This is a genomic window from Marinobacter sp. CH_CUG1437-1 (assembly GCF_037029655.1).
In the GTDB taxonomy this organism is placed as follows: Bacteria; Pseudomonadota; Gammaproteobacteria; order Pseudomonadales; family Oleiphilaceae; genus Marinobacter; species Marinobacter salsuginis.
Genome location: NZ_JAYMEW010000011.1, coordinates 17,112 through 31,016, shown reverse-complemented (window position 1 = coordinate 31,016; position 13,905 = coordinate 17,112). Strand labels below are relative to the sequence as shown.

Sequence of the window (13,905 nt, the reverse complement as noted above, 5' to 3'; positions counted from 1 at the left end):
TAGAGGGAAGTTAAGAGATCCAGCCGGATTATAAGCGGGGAGAAAGCTAGGATGCTATGGGAATACCACGAAGGTATGGGCCGGAAAGAAAATAGCCAATAAAAAATCAGGGCCCCGGAGGGCCCTGATCGATTTCACCCTTTCAGCTGGTCGCCAACCGGCAACCGCCTGATGCGTTTACCGGTTGCTGCATAGATCGCGTTGCAGAGCGCCGGCGCTACAGGGGGCAGGCCAGGTTCACCTACGCCCCCCATGGCCTCACCCGGATTGTCGACCAGATGGACCCTCAGGGTTTTAGGGGCGTCCGGCATGCGCGGAATCAGGTACTTGTCGAAGTTACCCTGCTGCGCCACGCCGTCTTCAAAGGTCACCTCGCTTTGCAGCGCGATGCCAATGCCCATCACGGTGGCGCCTTCCAACTGGGAACGAATTCGCTCCGGGTTGGCCTGGGGGCCGCAATCGAAGGCGATGTCTGCCCGGTGAATGGTGAGCTCGCCCTGGTCATCGACTTCCACGTCAAACACGATCGCGGTATAGGAGACAAAGCTGTGGTGAAACGCCAGGCCAAGCCCTCGGCCTTTACCCATGGACTTGCCCCAACCGGCTTCCCTGGTCGCGCGCTCAACGACGTTGCGCATTCGGCCGATATCGATGGGGTAGAGGTCCGGGTCTTCGCCATAGTTCCAGCCATCGCCTACGGTCAGGTTGTGGATCTTCCGGTCCGGCCCGAGCAGGTCCAGAACGTAATCCCGATGGTCCTTGCCGGCCGCCACAGCCATTTCATGGGCAAAGCTCTGGATCGCCCAGGCATGGGGCAGGTTGTAGACCGAGCGGAACCAGCCAATGCGCACATGGGCGGGTGCAGGCGGGTTTTCCAGCCTCAGGGCAGGCACCGAGAATGGCATGGTGTTAAAGCCCATGCCCAGTTCAAACTCGCCCTTGTGCTTCGGGTCGGGCGCGAATAGCGAGCCGATACTCGGTGACAGGGTCCGGTGTAGCCAGCCTGTGGCCTTGCCATTGCCGTCCAGCCCGGCCTCCAGATAATCGACAGACACGGCATGGAAGTAGGCGTGGTGGATATCGTCTTCCCGCGACCACTGCAGCCTCACGGGCCGACCTTTGAAGGCCTCTGCAATGCTGGCCGCTTCAATGGCGAAATCCGGCTTGGATTTCCGCCCGAAGCCGCCCCCAAGCAGGGTAACGTGAACGGTGACATTCTCTGCATCAAGGCCGAGCCGGCCGGCGACCGTATCGCGGGTTGCCTGCGGATGCTGGACTGGCGCCCAGACTTCGGCCTTGCCGTCCTTGATTTGTACCGTTGCAACCGGAGGTTCCATGGGGGCCTGGGCCATGTGAGGCATGTAGTAGGTGGCGGAGACACGCTTGTTGGCCTTCTCCAGGGCTGTGTCCAAATCGCCATGCTGGCGGACCACCGTGCCGGGCTGCTGCGCTGCCTTTTCCAGAGATTCTCGATAGGCGGACGAGGTATAACTGGCGTTGTCTCCGGCAGCTTCCAGATCCCAATCGATCTTCAGTGCTTTGCGTCCTTCCATGGCGGCCCAGGTATTGGAGGCCACCACGGCAATCCCACCAAGAGGGCTGAAGCCAGCGGGCTGGCCAGTACCCTCAACCTTCATTACCTTCTCGACGCCGGGCACCTTAAGGGCTTCGGTATCATCGAAGCTGGCGACGGTTGCGCCATAAACGGGTGGGCGTGCAATCACGGCATAAAGCACGTTTTCAAACGGCACATCTGCCCCATAAACCGCTTTACCGGTCACGATATCTTCGCCGTCGATCGCTTTCGGGTAAGCCGATTTCAGCTCGCCGTTGATCAGACCGGTTTCCTTGCCGACGAATCGAAGCTCTTCATCGCGCTTCAGTACCAGTGCATTGCGCCCGGGAACCTCGAGTTCCCTGGCTTTTGCGGCGAGTTCGCCAAAGCCGAGCTCTTTGCCGGAGGATCTGTGAACTACTTTATGTACACCGGCCTGAACGTCACTGGTCGAAACGCCCCACTCATTGGCGGCGGCTTGCTCCAGCATCTGCCTGGCGGCTGCTGCGGCGCGGCGCATCGGCTGGTACCAATGGCGCATACTACGCGAACCGTCGGTGTTCTGGTTTCCGTATTTGCTGTGATCGCCTTCGGCCTGTTCGACTCTCACCTGGTCCCAGTCAGCGCCAAGCTCGTCAGCACCGACCATTAACAGACTGGTCCGGATACCCTGACCCATTTCAGACCGGTTGTTCACGATGGTAACGAGGCCATCGGCATCGATATGAATAAATACGTTGGGGTCGTCGACCCAGCCGCCGGGCATTGCACCGGCGCCAAATTGAGCTTTTTCATTGCCACCCAGGGCCACGTCCCATCGGGCGGCGAGCACTAGGGCAGAGCCGCCGGCCAGGCCCATCAGGAACCGTCGACGGCTAACGTTGGCAATCATCAAGTTGTCATCGGTGCTCATGCTTCACCCTCCTTGCCGGAAGCCCGTTCAATTGCAGCAAGGATTCGGTTGTAGGTGCCACAGCGACAGAGGTTGCCTGCCATGGCGTCAACAATCTCGGCGGTTTCGGGATTCGGTGTCTGTTTCAGCAAAGCGGTCGCGTTCATGATCTGGCCTCCCTGGCAGTAACCACACTGGGCGACACCGAGGTCGAGCCAGGCCTGCTGAACCTTGCTGCCAACCGGGTCGTCAGCCATGGCTTCAATGGTGGTGATCTCGCCGGTGGCGGCAGAGACCGGGGTCACGCAGGAGCGGATTGCTGTTCCGTTGAGGTGTACCGTGCAGGCGCCGCACTGGGACATGCCGCATCCAAACTTGGTTCCTTTGAGGCCGACAACATCGCGGATCACCCAGAGCAGGGGCATGTTATCGGGAACGTCGAGCTCATAGCGCTCGCCGTTAATCGTGAGGGTAGCCATATCGTCCTCTCATTTATGAGTTTTGCGTCTCCTTCACTGTAGCCTTACGAACAAAGAAGGCAAAAAGAGCAAACTGAATGAAAGGTAATGAAATCGCTTGCGCGTACGCCTCTGGCCTGGGCTATAGTAGGCCCCGGAAACACGAGAAGAAGAGGATAAGGATGGACGCCGTTAATCCCACTCCCGAACAGCTTCAGAAAGTCCTGGCAGATACCCCGAAAGACCAGCCTGTGGTCATGCTGAATCTGCTGCGCTTCCGCGACCGGGCCAACTACAAGGAAGAGGCACCGGAGCGGACCGGCCGTGAAGCCTACACGCTCTACATGGAAGAGGCCGCTGCCTGCGTAAGATCGGTGGGCGCAGAAGTCATCTGGTCGGGCCGCAGCGTTGGATCACTGATAGCACCCCCGGATGAATCCTGGGATCAGGTACTGCTGGTCCGCTACCCGTCAATCGACGCCTTTATGGCCATGATCGAAAGCCCGGAATACAAAGGCGTGGTCAAGCACCGGACCGCTGCATTGCAGGATTCCCGGCTGGTCGCCAATCTCGAAAACAGGGTGTAAACCCGGCCAGGTCAGAGCCCGGCTTGCTGGATGGCCATGTAGCTGATGGTGCCCGCAGCAATGGAGAGCAGGGCGTTGCGGCGCCACAGGTGAATGATGACCACCAGGGCGCCGGGCAGCAGGGCATCAAAGCCCATCCATGCACCTGACCAGTCCGCCGAACGTAGCAGGAACACCGTCGCCAGCAGGGCCATCACCGCCGCAGGTAAATAACGCCCCAGGTGTCGGACCAGCGGGTGTTCCGTATGCCGCTCGAAAAACAGGAAGGGAATCACCCGTGTGGCGAAGGTGGCGAGTGCCGCGACCGCTATGAAGGCTGCCAGATAGCCGGATTCACCCATGGTTACTCTCCCTGTGCAGTGCTTGCCTGCGATGCTTCCGGTATTCCACCAAAAGCACGGCGGTTACCAGCGCTATGGCCCCGATCAACTGGTGTGCCGGCGGCAGTAGCAGCATGGCAACACCCGCTGCGGCGGCCCCAAGCCAGATCGGAAAGCCTTCGCCCAGAGCCTTGAATTGCTCCAAAGTGAGAACAATGAACAGAGCCACCAGCGCGAACTCGATGCCCGTGCTGTCAAAGGCGACGTTGTCGCCAAGCAGTGCACCGATTGCGCAGCCTGCCACCCAATAGCACTGATTGAACCCTGTAATACGGAAATCCACCTCCTGCTCATGAGCCCGGTCGGTTCCGCGCGGGCGACTGGTGAGCAGGGAATAGGTTTCATCCGTTAAACCGAAAATCAGGTACAGCTTGCGCCAGCCCGCCCCCTTGAACTGGCCAAGCAATGAAAGCCCGTAGAACAGATGGCGAGCATTCAGAACAAACATCGCGATGAATACTTCCAGCAGGCCGGCGTTAACCGCCAGAAGACTCACAGCCAGTATCTGGCCGGCGCCGGCGTAAATCACCAGGCCCATCAGAGGTGCTGCCCACCAGGCATAGTCGAGCTGGGTGGCAAACAGCACGCCAAAGGCCATGCCCAGCGGTAGGTAGCCGAACAGAATGGGTAAGGTGAGTCGAAAGACGGACTGGTTCATTAGCATCCAAACGGTCTGAAAGCGGCGATCATAGAGAATTCGTCACACTTTTTGAAGTAAGTCGCAGAAGCCGCACAGGTTTTCAACAGCTTGTTACCTTCATTCCCTGTCCGTTTATCCGTAACATGGTGGCGTCACAGGAGGTAGTATGACTGACAGCCCCGAAAACCAGCCAGAGCAAGATCCCCGGCAGGAAAAGTTCATTGTTGATACCGAGTTGCTGACCGAAGACCAGCTCCAGGGCCTGGTGGAGGAATATTGCACCCGGTACCACGGCCTGAACGATACTGAAAACCCCATGGGCGAGCAGAGCAGGGTGATGTCTGCGGTGCGGCGGGGCGAGCTGGTGGTCTGGTTCGACCCGGTTGAGAATACCGCTGGTCTGGGTGTGCCGGGTTAGGCGTCAGGTCTGTCACGGTATTTATGTTTGCACCTACCCGGGGCCGGAACTAAACGTTACAATCGCGCTGTTTTCCCGAAAGCCGTGTGCGAGGTGAATTTTGATCAGGGTACTGGTTGTAGATGACCATGAGCTGGTGAGGTCCGGCATTACCCGGATGCTGGCTGACAACCCGGACATTGAAGTCATCGGGCAGGCGTCATCCGGCGAGGACGCTATCGATTTTGTTCGCCAACAGCGTCCGGATATTGTGCTCATGGATATCCGCATGCCGGGTATCGGGGGCCTCGAGGCAACCCGTCGTATCCTCCGAATTGATGATTCCATTCGTGTGATTGTGGTCACCGCCTGCGCAGACGATCCCTATCCGACACGCGTTATGCAAAGCGGCGCCACGGCTTACATCACCAAAGGCGCTGATATCAAGGAAATGGTCCGCGCCATCCGTATGGCACATACCGGTCAGCGCTATATCAGCCCGGAAATCGCCCAGAAGATGGCCCTGAAGCAACTGGGCGGCGGTGATCGGGATGAAGACGGTGAGCTGTCTCTGTTCGACCGGCTGTCCGAACGGGAAATGCAGATTGCCATGATGGTGGTGGATTGCCAGAAGGTGCAGGATATCTCCGACAAGCTGTGCCTGAGCCCCAAGACGGTGAACAGTTACCGCTACCGCATCTTTGAGAAACTGGAAATCTCCAGTGATGTTGAATTGGCCCTGATGGCAGTGCGGCTCGGGTTGCTTGATGCCGACAAGGTCTGACCCTGAGAGCACCCGCATCGGGGAGTTTGACAGCAAGAGCTTCCTGAAACAGTTGACCGAGCGGCCCGGCGTCTACCGAATGTACGACGAGGGTGGCTCGGTTCTTTACGTGGGCAAGGCCCGCAACCTGAAAAAGCGGGTTGGCAGCTACTTCCGCAAGACCGGCCTCGCGCCCAAGACCGAAGCCCTGGTTGGCAAGATTGCCTCCATTGAAGTGACCATCACCGGCAGCGAAACCGAAGCACTGCTGCTCGAGCAGAACCTGATCAAATCGTTACGGCCGCCCTACAACATCCTGCTCCGTGACGATAAGTCCTATCCCTATATCTATTTGTCTTCCCACAGCGATTACCCCTCGCTGACGTTCCGACGTGGGCGCACAAAAAAGGGTGGCGGCACCTGGTTCGGGCCGTTTCCAAGCTCTGGAGCAGTCAAGGAAAGTCTTAATGTTTTACAAAAGATTTTCCGCATAAGGAACTGTAGTGAAAGCTTTTTCAGGAATCGAACAAGGCCTTGCCTGCAGTACCAGATCAACCGTTGCACGGCACCTTGTGTTGAATACATCACGCCCGAGGAGTATCAGCAGGACATCCGTCACGCCACAATGTTTCTGGAGGGCAAGAACCCTGCGATTCTCCACGATCTGATGAACGCCATGGAGGCGGCATCAAAGAATCTGGAGTTTGAAAAAGCGGCGGCCTACCGGGACCAGATCAACCACCTGCGCCACGTGCAGGAGCAGCAATCAATCGAAGGCGAGGGCGGCGACGCGGATGTCATTGCCATTGCCCAGGATGCCGGGGTTGTCTGTATTGTTGTGATCATCGTTCGGGGTGGCCGGGTGTTGGGGACCAAAGACTACTTCCCCCGTTACTCCATCGAACAGACCGAAGGCGAACTGCTCAGCGCCTTTCTTGGCCAGTACTATTTCGGGGGCAACACCCGCCGGGAGATTCCTCGGGACATCCTGGTGCCGGTTGAGGTGGAAGGCCAGGAACTGCTGGCCCAGGCCCTCAGCGAGTCCGCAAACCGGGAAACCCGGATTCGCGGCAATGTGCGGGGTGAACGCCGCCGGTGGCTGGAGCTGGCGATGACCAACGCCCGCCAGACCCTGCTCACGCACCTGGCGAGCAAGGAGACCGTGTACCGGCGCTTGCTGGCATTGAGGGATCTTCTGGAGCTGGCAGAAACACCGCAAAGAATGGAGTGTTTCGACATCAGCCACAGCCACGGGGAAAATACCGTCGCATCCTGTGTGGTTTTCGATGAGAATGGCCCCCTGAAGAGCGATTACCGCCTGTACAATATCGAGGGTGTCACCGCCGGCGATGATTACGCCGCCATGCGACAGGTGCTTACCCGCCGGTACAAGCGGATGGTGGCCGGGGAGGGCAAGCGCCCGGATCTGGTCTTCATCGATGGTGGTAAAGGGCAGTTGAACATTGCCCGGGAAGTGTTTGATGAGCTTGAGATTTCCGATATCCCGCTGATTGGTGTCGCCAAGGGAGTGACCCGTCGTGCAGGCATGGAGCAGCTGATTGACGCCATGACTGGCGATGTGTTCCGGGTGCCTGCCGATTCACCGGCGCTGCACCTGATTCAGCACATCCGGGATGAATCCCACCGGTTTGCGATTACCGGGCACCGGGCCCGGCGGGACAAAAAACGCCGGCAGTCTACACTGGAAGGCATTGAAGGCGTGGGACCGAAGAAGCGTCGCGACCTGATCCGGTATTTTGGCGGCATTCAGGAACTCCGTAAGGCCGGAGTTGATGAGATGGCCAAGGTGCAGGGCATCAGCAAATCACTGGCCGAAACCATATACGCAGCATTGCACGACGAGTAAGGACAGCATGAATCTACCAAACATCCTCACCCTCTCCCGCATCATCATGATTCCGGTGTTTGTGGTGATTTTTTACCTTCCGGTGGGGTGGAGCTACCTCGTGAGCGCGGCCATTTTCGGGTTGGCGGCGGCCACGGACTGGCTGGACGGCTATCTTGCCCGCAAGCTCAACCAGAGCACGCCTTTCGGCGCCTTCCTCGACCCGGTTGCAGACAAGCTCATGGTAGCCGTTGCGCTGGCTGTGCTGATCGAGGAACACTCGGCGATCCTGCTGACCATTCCGGCCACGGTGATTATCGGTCGTGAAATCGTGATTTCCGCTCTGCGGGAGTGGATGGCAGAAATCGGCAGCCGCGCAAGTGTGGCAGTCTCCTACATCGGGAAGATCAAGACTACGGCACAGATGGCAGCCATCGTGGGCTTGCTGGCCTTCCCCCCTGGCGTGCTCTGGGCCAATGTTGCACTGGCGCTGCTCTACATCGCCGCTATTCTCACGCTCTGGTCCATGGGTCTCTACCTCAAGGCTGCGTGGTCTGATCTGTTTCCCGAGAAGGCCTCAGCCGAGGCGGATAGTCACACGTCGTAGCCCAGTCAACCACCTTGGCGGCCAGCTGGCTGCCAGCGGTTCCGAACGCCTCAACAATCTGGTCAACCGATGTGCCCGCCGCGGGCTCAACAATCCGGACGGTACGTGTACACAGGTTGGCCCTCGAACGATTGTGAATCATCTGCAGGTGTAGCTCGATAACCACCTGGGGGCCGGTGTCCGGGGTTTCCGAATTAAACGCAGAGAGTTCGGTCACCAGCGTCAGCTCAGCCTGCGCGGGATTGGTATCGGTGATGACGTTTGTGAAGGCGCCACTCTGGCGAAGGCTGGCAACCAGGGTATCCCGGACCACCACAGGCGCTGTATCCCTCCATCGGATGGCCTCGTAGGCCCGAAACTCCTGCGGTATGGGCTTTGCCAGAATCAGCGAGCCATTGAAGGGCTCTGAGGCGTAGGGAGTATCCACGCGAAGGGATGCCTGAACCGTTTGCTCGACCGCGGGAATTGGCTGTACCAACGCCAGGTCCATAACCCTGGGTGGCTCGGGGTTCGGAAACACCGTGCAGCCACTGGCAAAGGCAGCGCCCAGGAGAAGCGCAACGCTTTTGATTGACCTCAATGTCACTGTGCCATCTCCTTCATGGTTTCATTGCCGAATAGCGTGCCTGTGGGATCCTGTTCCAGCCGGTGAGTGAACTGGTTCAGGCTGCGCAGGGTTGCCCTGAGCTCCCGAAGCGCGGGTGCCAACTCGCCCATGCCTTGAAGCCCGGCGTCCATGGCACCCTGATTGTCACGGGTCAGCTCATCAATTCGCCCGATGGTCGTGGTGATTACCGCCAGGGCTCTGTCCATGGATTCCAGAACCCGCTGGCCATCGGTTTGCAACAGTTCGTTGGCATTATCCGATACATTGGACACCTTTTTGGCGGCTTCTTCTGCGCGAATGGCGGCAGCGTCGAACTGTTCAAGCAGGGCGGTCAGCTGATCCCGGCGGTCGAGCAGGGCATCCGTGGCCTCGCGCGTGTTTCTCAGGATCGCAGAGGCGTTCTCGATATTGTCTCCGGACAGCAACTCCGTGGCGCTGGTAAGCAGCTGGTCCGCCTTGGCCAGCAGTTGTTCGCTGTTGGCCAGCAGGTTGTTGAATGCCGACGGCTCGGCAAAAATGACCGGCGGGTTGTCCCGGTCGCCCTTTAGCACGGGCTGGTCGGGGCTCCCACCGCTGAACTGGACGCTCATGCTGCCGGTAATATTGGCGAGCACCATGCCGGCCTTGGTGTTCTCGCGGATGGGAATCGACTGATCAACCCGCACCAGAACCCGCACATGGGCCGGATTGTTCGGATCGAGGTTCAGTTCCACGACATCGCCAATCTGCACGCCGTTATAAAGCACCGGATTACCCTCGGACAGACCGCCGACTGCCTGCTCGAACACGATCTCATAGTAGCCCCATTCCCGATCGGCAGAGGATTTCGCCAGCCACAGCGAAAAGATCAGTGCGGCGGCGAAGGCTAGGATGGTAAACAGGCCAATGATCAGGTGATGGGCCCTCGGCTCCATGGTTACTGCTCCTGCGTCCGTGTGTTCGAATGGTCCCTGAAGGCGTAGCTCGCCGCCCTGCCACGGGGGCCGTGAAAGTAATCCTGGATCCAACCGTCTTCCGTGGCGGCAACGGCCTCCAGCGTATCGGCTACCAGGACCTTTCGCTGTGACAGAACCGCAACCCGGTCACAGGTTGAGTACAGGGTGTCCAGATCATGGGTGACCAGGAACACGGTCAGCCCCAGGGCATCCCGAAGCGTCACAATCAGCCGGTCGAATGCCGCGGCCCCGATGGGATCCAGGCCGGCAGTGGGTTCGTCCAGAAACAGGATTTCCGGATCAAGGGCCAGGGCCCGTGCCAGGCTCGCGCGTTTAACCATGCCGCCGGAGAGTTCGGACGGGTAGCGAAGCGCCGCATTGGGCGGTAATCCGGTCAGCGCCAGCTTCATGCGGGCCAGCTGTTCCGCTTCGGGCCGCTTCAGGCCGGCGTGTTCAATCAGGGGAACCGCTATATTCTCCTGCAGGTTCAATGAGGTGAACAGGGCGCCCCCCTGGAACAGTACACCGAACCGTTGCTCTATCCGGGAGCGTTCACGCGCCGGGAGCTGAATAAGATCCTGGCCAAACACCCGGATATGGCCCGAGGTGGGCGTGTTCAGCCCAACAATGCTGCGCAAAAGCACGGTTTTGCCGGTTCCAGAGCCACCAACCACACCCAGAATCTCGCCCCGAAGCAGGTCCAGGTCGAGGTCCTCGTGAACAACATGATCGCCAAACTGGTTGCATAGGTCCCGTACCGCAATTACCGGTTTACTGCCGGCTTCACTACCTGGGGATCCGCTCATAGCCGCCATGATTACCAGCCCATTTCCATAAAGAATAGTGCAGCAATGGAATCCAGCAGAATCACCATGAAGATGGACTGAACCACGCTGGAAGTGGTGTGTTCGCCCACGGACTGAGCGCTGCCGGCCACCTTGAACCCTTCAAGGCAGCCAATCACGGCAATCAGGAACGCAAAGATCGGGGCCTTCACGATGCCCACAAGAAAATGCTGAAGGGCGATGTCCCGCTCAACGATCGCCATGAACTGCGTCGGCGAGATATCCAGCACCAGGGCGCAGACCATGGCGCCGCCCACCATTCCCGAAATCATACCTACAAAGGTCAGGATCGGAAGGCTCACCATCATGGCCATCACACGGGGCAGCACCAGCAGTTCGATCGGGTTAAGGCCGAGGGTGCGGATGGCATCCAGCTCCTCGTTCACCTTCATGGCACCAATGTGGGCTGTAAAAGCGCTGGCGGTTCGGCCGGCGAGCAGTATCGCGGCCAACAGCACCCCGAATTCCCGCAGGAAGGAGAAGGCCACCAGATTGACCGTGTAAATGGTCGCGCCAAAATCCTCCAGCACGGTTGCCCCCAGGAACGCCACCACGGCACCCACCAGAAACGTAAGCAGTCCCACAATGGGCAGGGCATTCAGGCCGGTGTCGTGAACCGCAGCAACGAAGGGTGTCATACGCCAGCGCCAGGGCCTCGGAAGGTTCCAGGCCAGGGTGCCGAGCGTCTGGCCGATAAAGCCGACGAGGATCCATAGCAATCGGAATATGCCTTCCACTTTCTGACCGGTCCCGATCACGAAGCTCCGGATAAGGGAAGGTGCGCCCCTGTCTGGCTCGGGCTGGTCTTTCATCGCCTCGCAAACGGCCGCAATCAGGGCAGATTTTTCCCGCGGCAAGTCGCCGGCAGAGGCCACCGCTTCCAGCAGGCGCTGAGGGCCAATGAGTGAGGCCAGCTGGGATGCTCCGGCCGTGTCAATTCTGTTCAGGCCCGAGAGGTCTATTGATAACGCGCCCGTGTCTCTGGGGGACATGGATGAAGCCAGGGACGCCAGTGACCGGTAATGACTCAACAGCCAGTCATCCGTCACTCTCAGGGTGCCGGCCTCAATGGTCACGGATCCGGGTTTGGAGGACGGTGGTTGTGGGTCGGTCTGCTCGGAAGAATCAGGACTGGGCACGTTCTGTCGAATCCCTGAGTGATTTGGCCTGCCAATTACTAGCTTACCCACAATCTCCAATAAAACAAAAACTTGATAAAAAACTGTTGACGCCCGAACGGTAATCCGTAGAATACGCAGCCGTTGACGAGGCAATGCCCCGGAAACAAAGAGCGGGAATAGCTCAGTTGGTAGAGCACAACCTTGCCAAGGTTGGGGTCGCGAGTTCGAATCTCGTTTCCCGCTCCAATTTCAAGTCTCTCAATGCCCACCTGAGAGCACAAAGATTCGATCTCTTCGATCTTTTCCGGCGCGGTGGCAGAGTGGTTATGCAGCGGACTGCAACTCCGTGTACGCCGGTTCGATTCCGACCCGCGCCTCCATTATTTCCCTAGCTTCAAAGTTCCAGACCCAAGGCCAGTACAGACCCTCGGTTGATTCCGTTATTCATCGTCTGGCGCCATCCCGTCTTCCTATGCTTCAATGATTGCAAAGCAGTCAAGCCAGCCAACAAGGCTCTACCTGGATCCCCGGCGCCTGGTCAAAAGCATGGATACGGACGAAAAAGTGGTCAAACGTCGGCGCTCCGCCCTTCGGGGCCGTCAACTGGAACCGGCTATATTGTCGGAGCTGCGTGAACTGATCGGTGACGAACGCGTCGATTCGTCATTGCGAGACCGCGATCGCCTTATCGAGCACCTGCATGTATTGCAGGACGCAGACGGTTATCTCTCCATGCCCCGCCTGCGGGCCCTTGCGGCTTTCATGAATCTGCCCATGGCCGCCATCTATGAAACCGCCACCTTCTATGCCCATTTTGATGTTGTTCACGACGAACAAACGCCACCACCGGCACTAACCCTGCGGGTGTGCGATTCGCTTTCCTGCCAGTTGGCCGGTGCCGAGGCGCTGCACCAGGCGCTGTCCGAAGGCGCTGATCTCGCCCAGGTGCGTGTGCGGCGCGCTCCCTGCATGGGGCGCTGCGACACGGCCCCAGTGGTCGAAGTCGGCCATCGTCACGTGTGCCATGCCAATACCGAAAATGTGGGTGCGGCGGTAGAGCAGGGCCAGATTCACCCGGAAGACATCCAATGGCAAGGACTGGCGGATTACCGTTCAACCGGCGGTTATGGCCTGCTGGCTGATTGCCATGAAGGTCGGGTGAGCGTTGAATCGCTGGCCGAGGAACTGGAGCATGCAGGCTTGCGCGGCCTCGGTGGTGCTGGTTTCCCCACCTACCGCAAATGGCAGGCCGTTCGGGCGGAACCGGGGCCACGCTATGCAGTGATCAACGCCGACGAGGGCGAACCGGGCACCTTCAAAGACCGCTATTACCTGGAACATGAACCGCACGTATTCCTGGAGGGCGCGCTGGTTAGCGCCTGGGCTGTTGAGGCGGAAGCTCTCTACATCTATTTACGAGACGAATACCCCGGCCTGCACCGTGTTCTGAAAGAGGCGATTGCTGAGCTCGAAGCGGCCGACATCGCGGAGCCAGGTTTTATCATCCTTCGCCGGGGCGCGGGTGCCTATATCTGCGGTGAGGAATCCGCCCTGATTGAATCCCTGGAAGGGAAGCCCGGCAAGCCACGGCATCGCCCGCCGTTTGTGGCCCAGAAGGGACTGTTCAATCAGCCCACCCTGGTCAACAACGTCGAGACGGTTTACTGGATACCGCGCATCCACGCCCAGGGCGCCGACTGGTTCGCCAGCCAGGGCCGGCATGGTCGCAACGGGCTTCGCAGTTTTTCGGTGTCCGGCCGGGTGGCGCGTCCTGGAGTGCATGTGGCGCCTGCGGGCATCACGCTCAATGAATTGATCGAGGAATACTGCGGCGGCATGGCCGAAGGCCATCACCTGCTGGCCTATCTGCCCGGTGGAGCATCCGGCGGCATTCTACCGGCCAGCAAAGGGGACATTCCGCTGGACTTCGACACTCTGCAGGAACACGGCTGTTTCATCGGCTCTGCGGCCGTGATCGTTCTGTCTGATCAGGACGATTTGCAGGCTGCGGCCGCCAACCTGTTGGGCTTTTTCGCCGATGAGTCCTGCGGGCAGTGCACACCCTGCCGTGTGGGCACCGAGAAAATGCTCACCCTGCTGGAACGCAAAACCTGGGATGAGGAAACTCTCCGGCAATTGGCGGCGGTTATGGCGGATGCGTCCATCTGTGGTCTGGGCCAGGCCGCACCCAATCCGGTACTGAGCCTGCTGCGGGATTTCCGCAGCGAACTGGCCAGCAGCAACCTGATAGCGAAAGGTTAGGGGAGGAAGC

14 protein-coding genes and 2 tRNA genes are annotated in these 13,905 nt (G+C 59.2%); 8 read left to right on the top strand and 8 right to left on the bottom strand.

All coding sequences use genetic code 11. The features are described 5' to 3' along the window. Positions 1 to 134: 134 nt before the first annotated feature. Entirely contained in the window at positions 135 to 2,468 is a 2,334-nt protein-coding gene (locus WA411_RS18815) for a xanthine dehydrogenase family protein molybdopterin-binding subunit (protein ID WP_291910426.1), read from the bottom strand. After that, positions 2,465 to 2,926 (bottom strand): (2Fe-2S)-binding protein, encoded by a 462-nt coding sequence (locus WA411_RS18810; RefSeq protein ID WP_069185050.1) that lies wholly within the window; start codon positions 2,924 to 2,926, stop codon positions 2,465 to 2,467. Before WA411_RS18810 ends, WA411_RS18815 begins: the two co-directional genes overlap by 4 nt. A gap of 161 nt (positions 2,927 to 3,087) precedes the next feature. Between WA411_RS18810 and WA411_RS18805 the strand changes: the two genes are divergently transcribed. Further along, positions 3,088 to 3,492, top strand: a complete 405-nt coding sequence (locus tag WA411_RS18805) for a DUF1330 domain-containing protein (protein ID WP_069185051.1) — start codon at positions 3,088 to 3,090, stop codon at positions 3,490 to 3,492. Between the two features lie 11 nt (positions 3,493 to 3,503). Here WA411_RS18805 and WA411_RS18800 read toward each other — a convergent pair whose 3' ends face one another. Together WA411_RS18800 and WA411_RS18795 are read right to left on the bottom strand one after the other, a co-directional pair. Beyond that, entirely contained in the window at positions 3,504 to 3,833 is a 330-nt protein-coding gene (locus WA411_RS18800) for a branched-chain amino acid transporter permease (RefSeq protein WP_291910422.1), read from the bottom strand. Continuing rightward, positions 3,826 to 4,530 (bottom strand): AzlC family ABC transporter permease, encoded by a 705-nt coding sequence (locus WA411_RS18795; protein ID WP_209397747.1) that lies wholly within the window; start codon positions 4,528 to 4,530, stop codon positions 3,826 to 3,828. Before WA411_RS18795 ends, WA411_RS18800 begins: the two co-directional genes overlap by 8 nt. A 148-nt stretch (positions 4,531 to 4,678) precedes the next feature. Between WA411_RS18795 and WA411_RS18790 the strand changes: the two genes are divergently transcribed. The 4 genes from WA411_RS18790 (at position 4,679) to pgsA (ending at position 8,125) form a co-directional block, all read left to right on the top strand. Continuing rightward, entirely contained in the window at positions 4,679 to 4,930 is a 252-nt protein-coding gene (locus tag WA411_RS18790; protein WP_209397743.1) for a hypothetical protein, read from the top strand. A 100-nt stretch (positions 4,931 to 5,030) separates the two neighbouring features. Beyond that, positions 5,031 to 5,693 (top strand): UvrY/SirA/GacA family response regulator transcription factor, encoded by a 663-nt coding sequence (uvrY, locus tag WA411_RS18785; RefSeq protein ID WP_069185056.1) that lies wholly within the window; start codon positions 5,031 to 5,033, stop codon positions 5,691 to 5,693. After that, positions 5,677 to 7,539: an excinuclease ABC subunit UvrC gene (gene uvrC, locus WA411_RS18780; RefSeq protein WP_153637206.1), complete on the top strand. Its 1,863-nt coding sequence runs from the start codon at positions 5,677 to 5,679 to the stop codon at positions 7,537 to 7,539. The genes uvrY and uvrC overlap by 17 nt, the downstream gene beginning before the upstream one ends. A gap of 7 nt (positions 7,540 to 7,546) precedes the next feature. Further along, on the top strand, positions 7,547 to 8,125 hold the full coding sequence (gene pgsA / locus WA411_RS18775) for a CDP-diacylglycerol--glycerol-3-phosphate 3-phosphatidyltransferase (RefSeq protein ID WP_069185058.1): 579 nt from the start codon (positions 7,547 to 7,549) through the stop codon (positions 8,123 to 8,125). Here the strand turns inward: pgsA and WA411_RS18770 are convergent. Genes WA411_RS18770 through WA411_RS18755 form a run of 4 tightly spaced genes read right to left on the bottom strand, consistent with a single transcriptional unit; the run spans position 8,058 to position 11,651 of the window. Then, complete coding sequence (locus WA411_RS18770) at positions 8,058 to 8,711, bottom strand: ABC-type transport auxiliary lipoprotein family protein (protein ID WP_227549416.1); 654 nt, start codon at positions 8,709 to 8,711, stop codon at positions 8,058 to 8,060. The genes pgsA and WA411_RS18770 overlap by 68 nt on opposite strands. Beyond that, positions 8,708 to 9,646, bottom strand: a complete 939-nt coding sequence (locus WA411_RS18765; RefSeq protein WP_136632070.1) for an MlaD family protein — start codon at positions 9,644 to 9,646, stop codon at positions 8,708 to 8,710. Before WA411_RS18765 ends, WA411_RS18770 begins: the two co-directional genes overlap by 4 nt. A gap of 2 nt (positions 9,647 to 9,648) precedes the next feature. After that, positions 9,649 to 10,473: an ABC transporter ATP-binding protein gene (locus WA411_RS18760; RefSeq protein ID WP_291910413.1), complete on the bottom strand. Its 825-nt coding sequence runs from the start codon at positions 10,471 to 10,473 to the stop codon at positions 9,649 to 9,651. Positions 10,474 to 10,484: 11 nt separating this feature from the next. Then, on the bottom strand, positions 10,485 to 11,651 hold the full coding sequence (locus WA411_RS18755; protein WP_291910411.1) for an MlaE family ABC transporter permease: 1,167 nt from the start codon (positions 11,649 to 11,651) through the stop codon (positions 10,485 to 10,487). Positions 11,652 to 11,803: 152 nt separating this feature from the next. Here WA411_RS18755 and WA411_RS18750 point away from each other — a divergent pair. The 3 genes from WA411_RS18750 (at position 11,804) to WA411_RS18740 (ending at position 13,895) form a co-directional block, all read left to right on the top strand. After that, positions 11,804 to 11,879: transfer RNA gene (locus WA411_RS18750), tRNA-Gly, on the top strand. 60 nt (positions 11,880 to 11,939) lie between these two features. Then, positions 11,940 to 12,013 (top strand) — tRNA-Cys (locus WA411_RS18745). Positions 12,014 to 12,179: 166 nt separating this feature from the next. After that, positions 12,180 to 13,895 (top strand): NADH-ubiquinone oxidoreductase-F iron-sulfur binding region domain-containing protein, encoded by a 1,716-nt coding sequence (locus WA411_RS18740; RefSeq protein ID WP_291910410.1) that lies wholly within the window; start codon positions 12,180 to 12,182, stop codon positions 13,893 to 13,895. Positions 13,896 to 13,905: the final 10 nt, after the last annotated feature.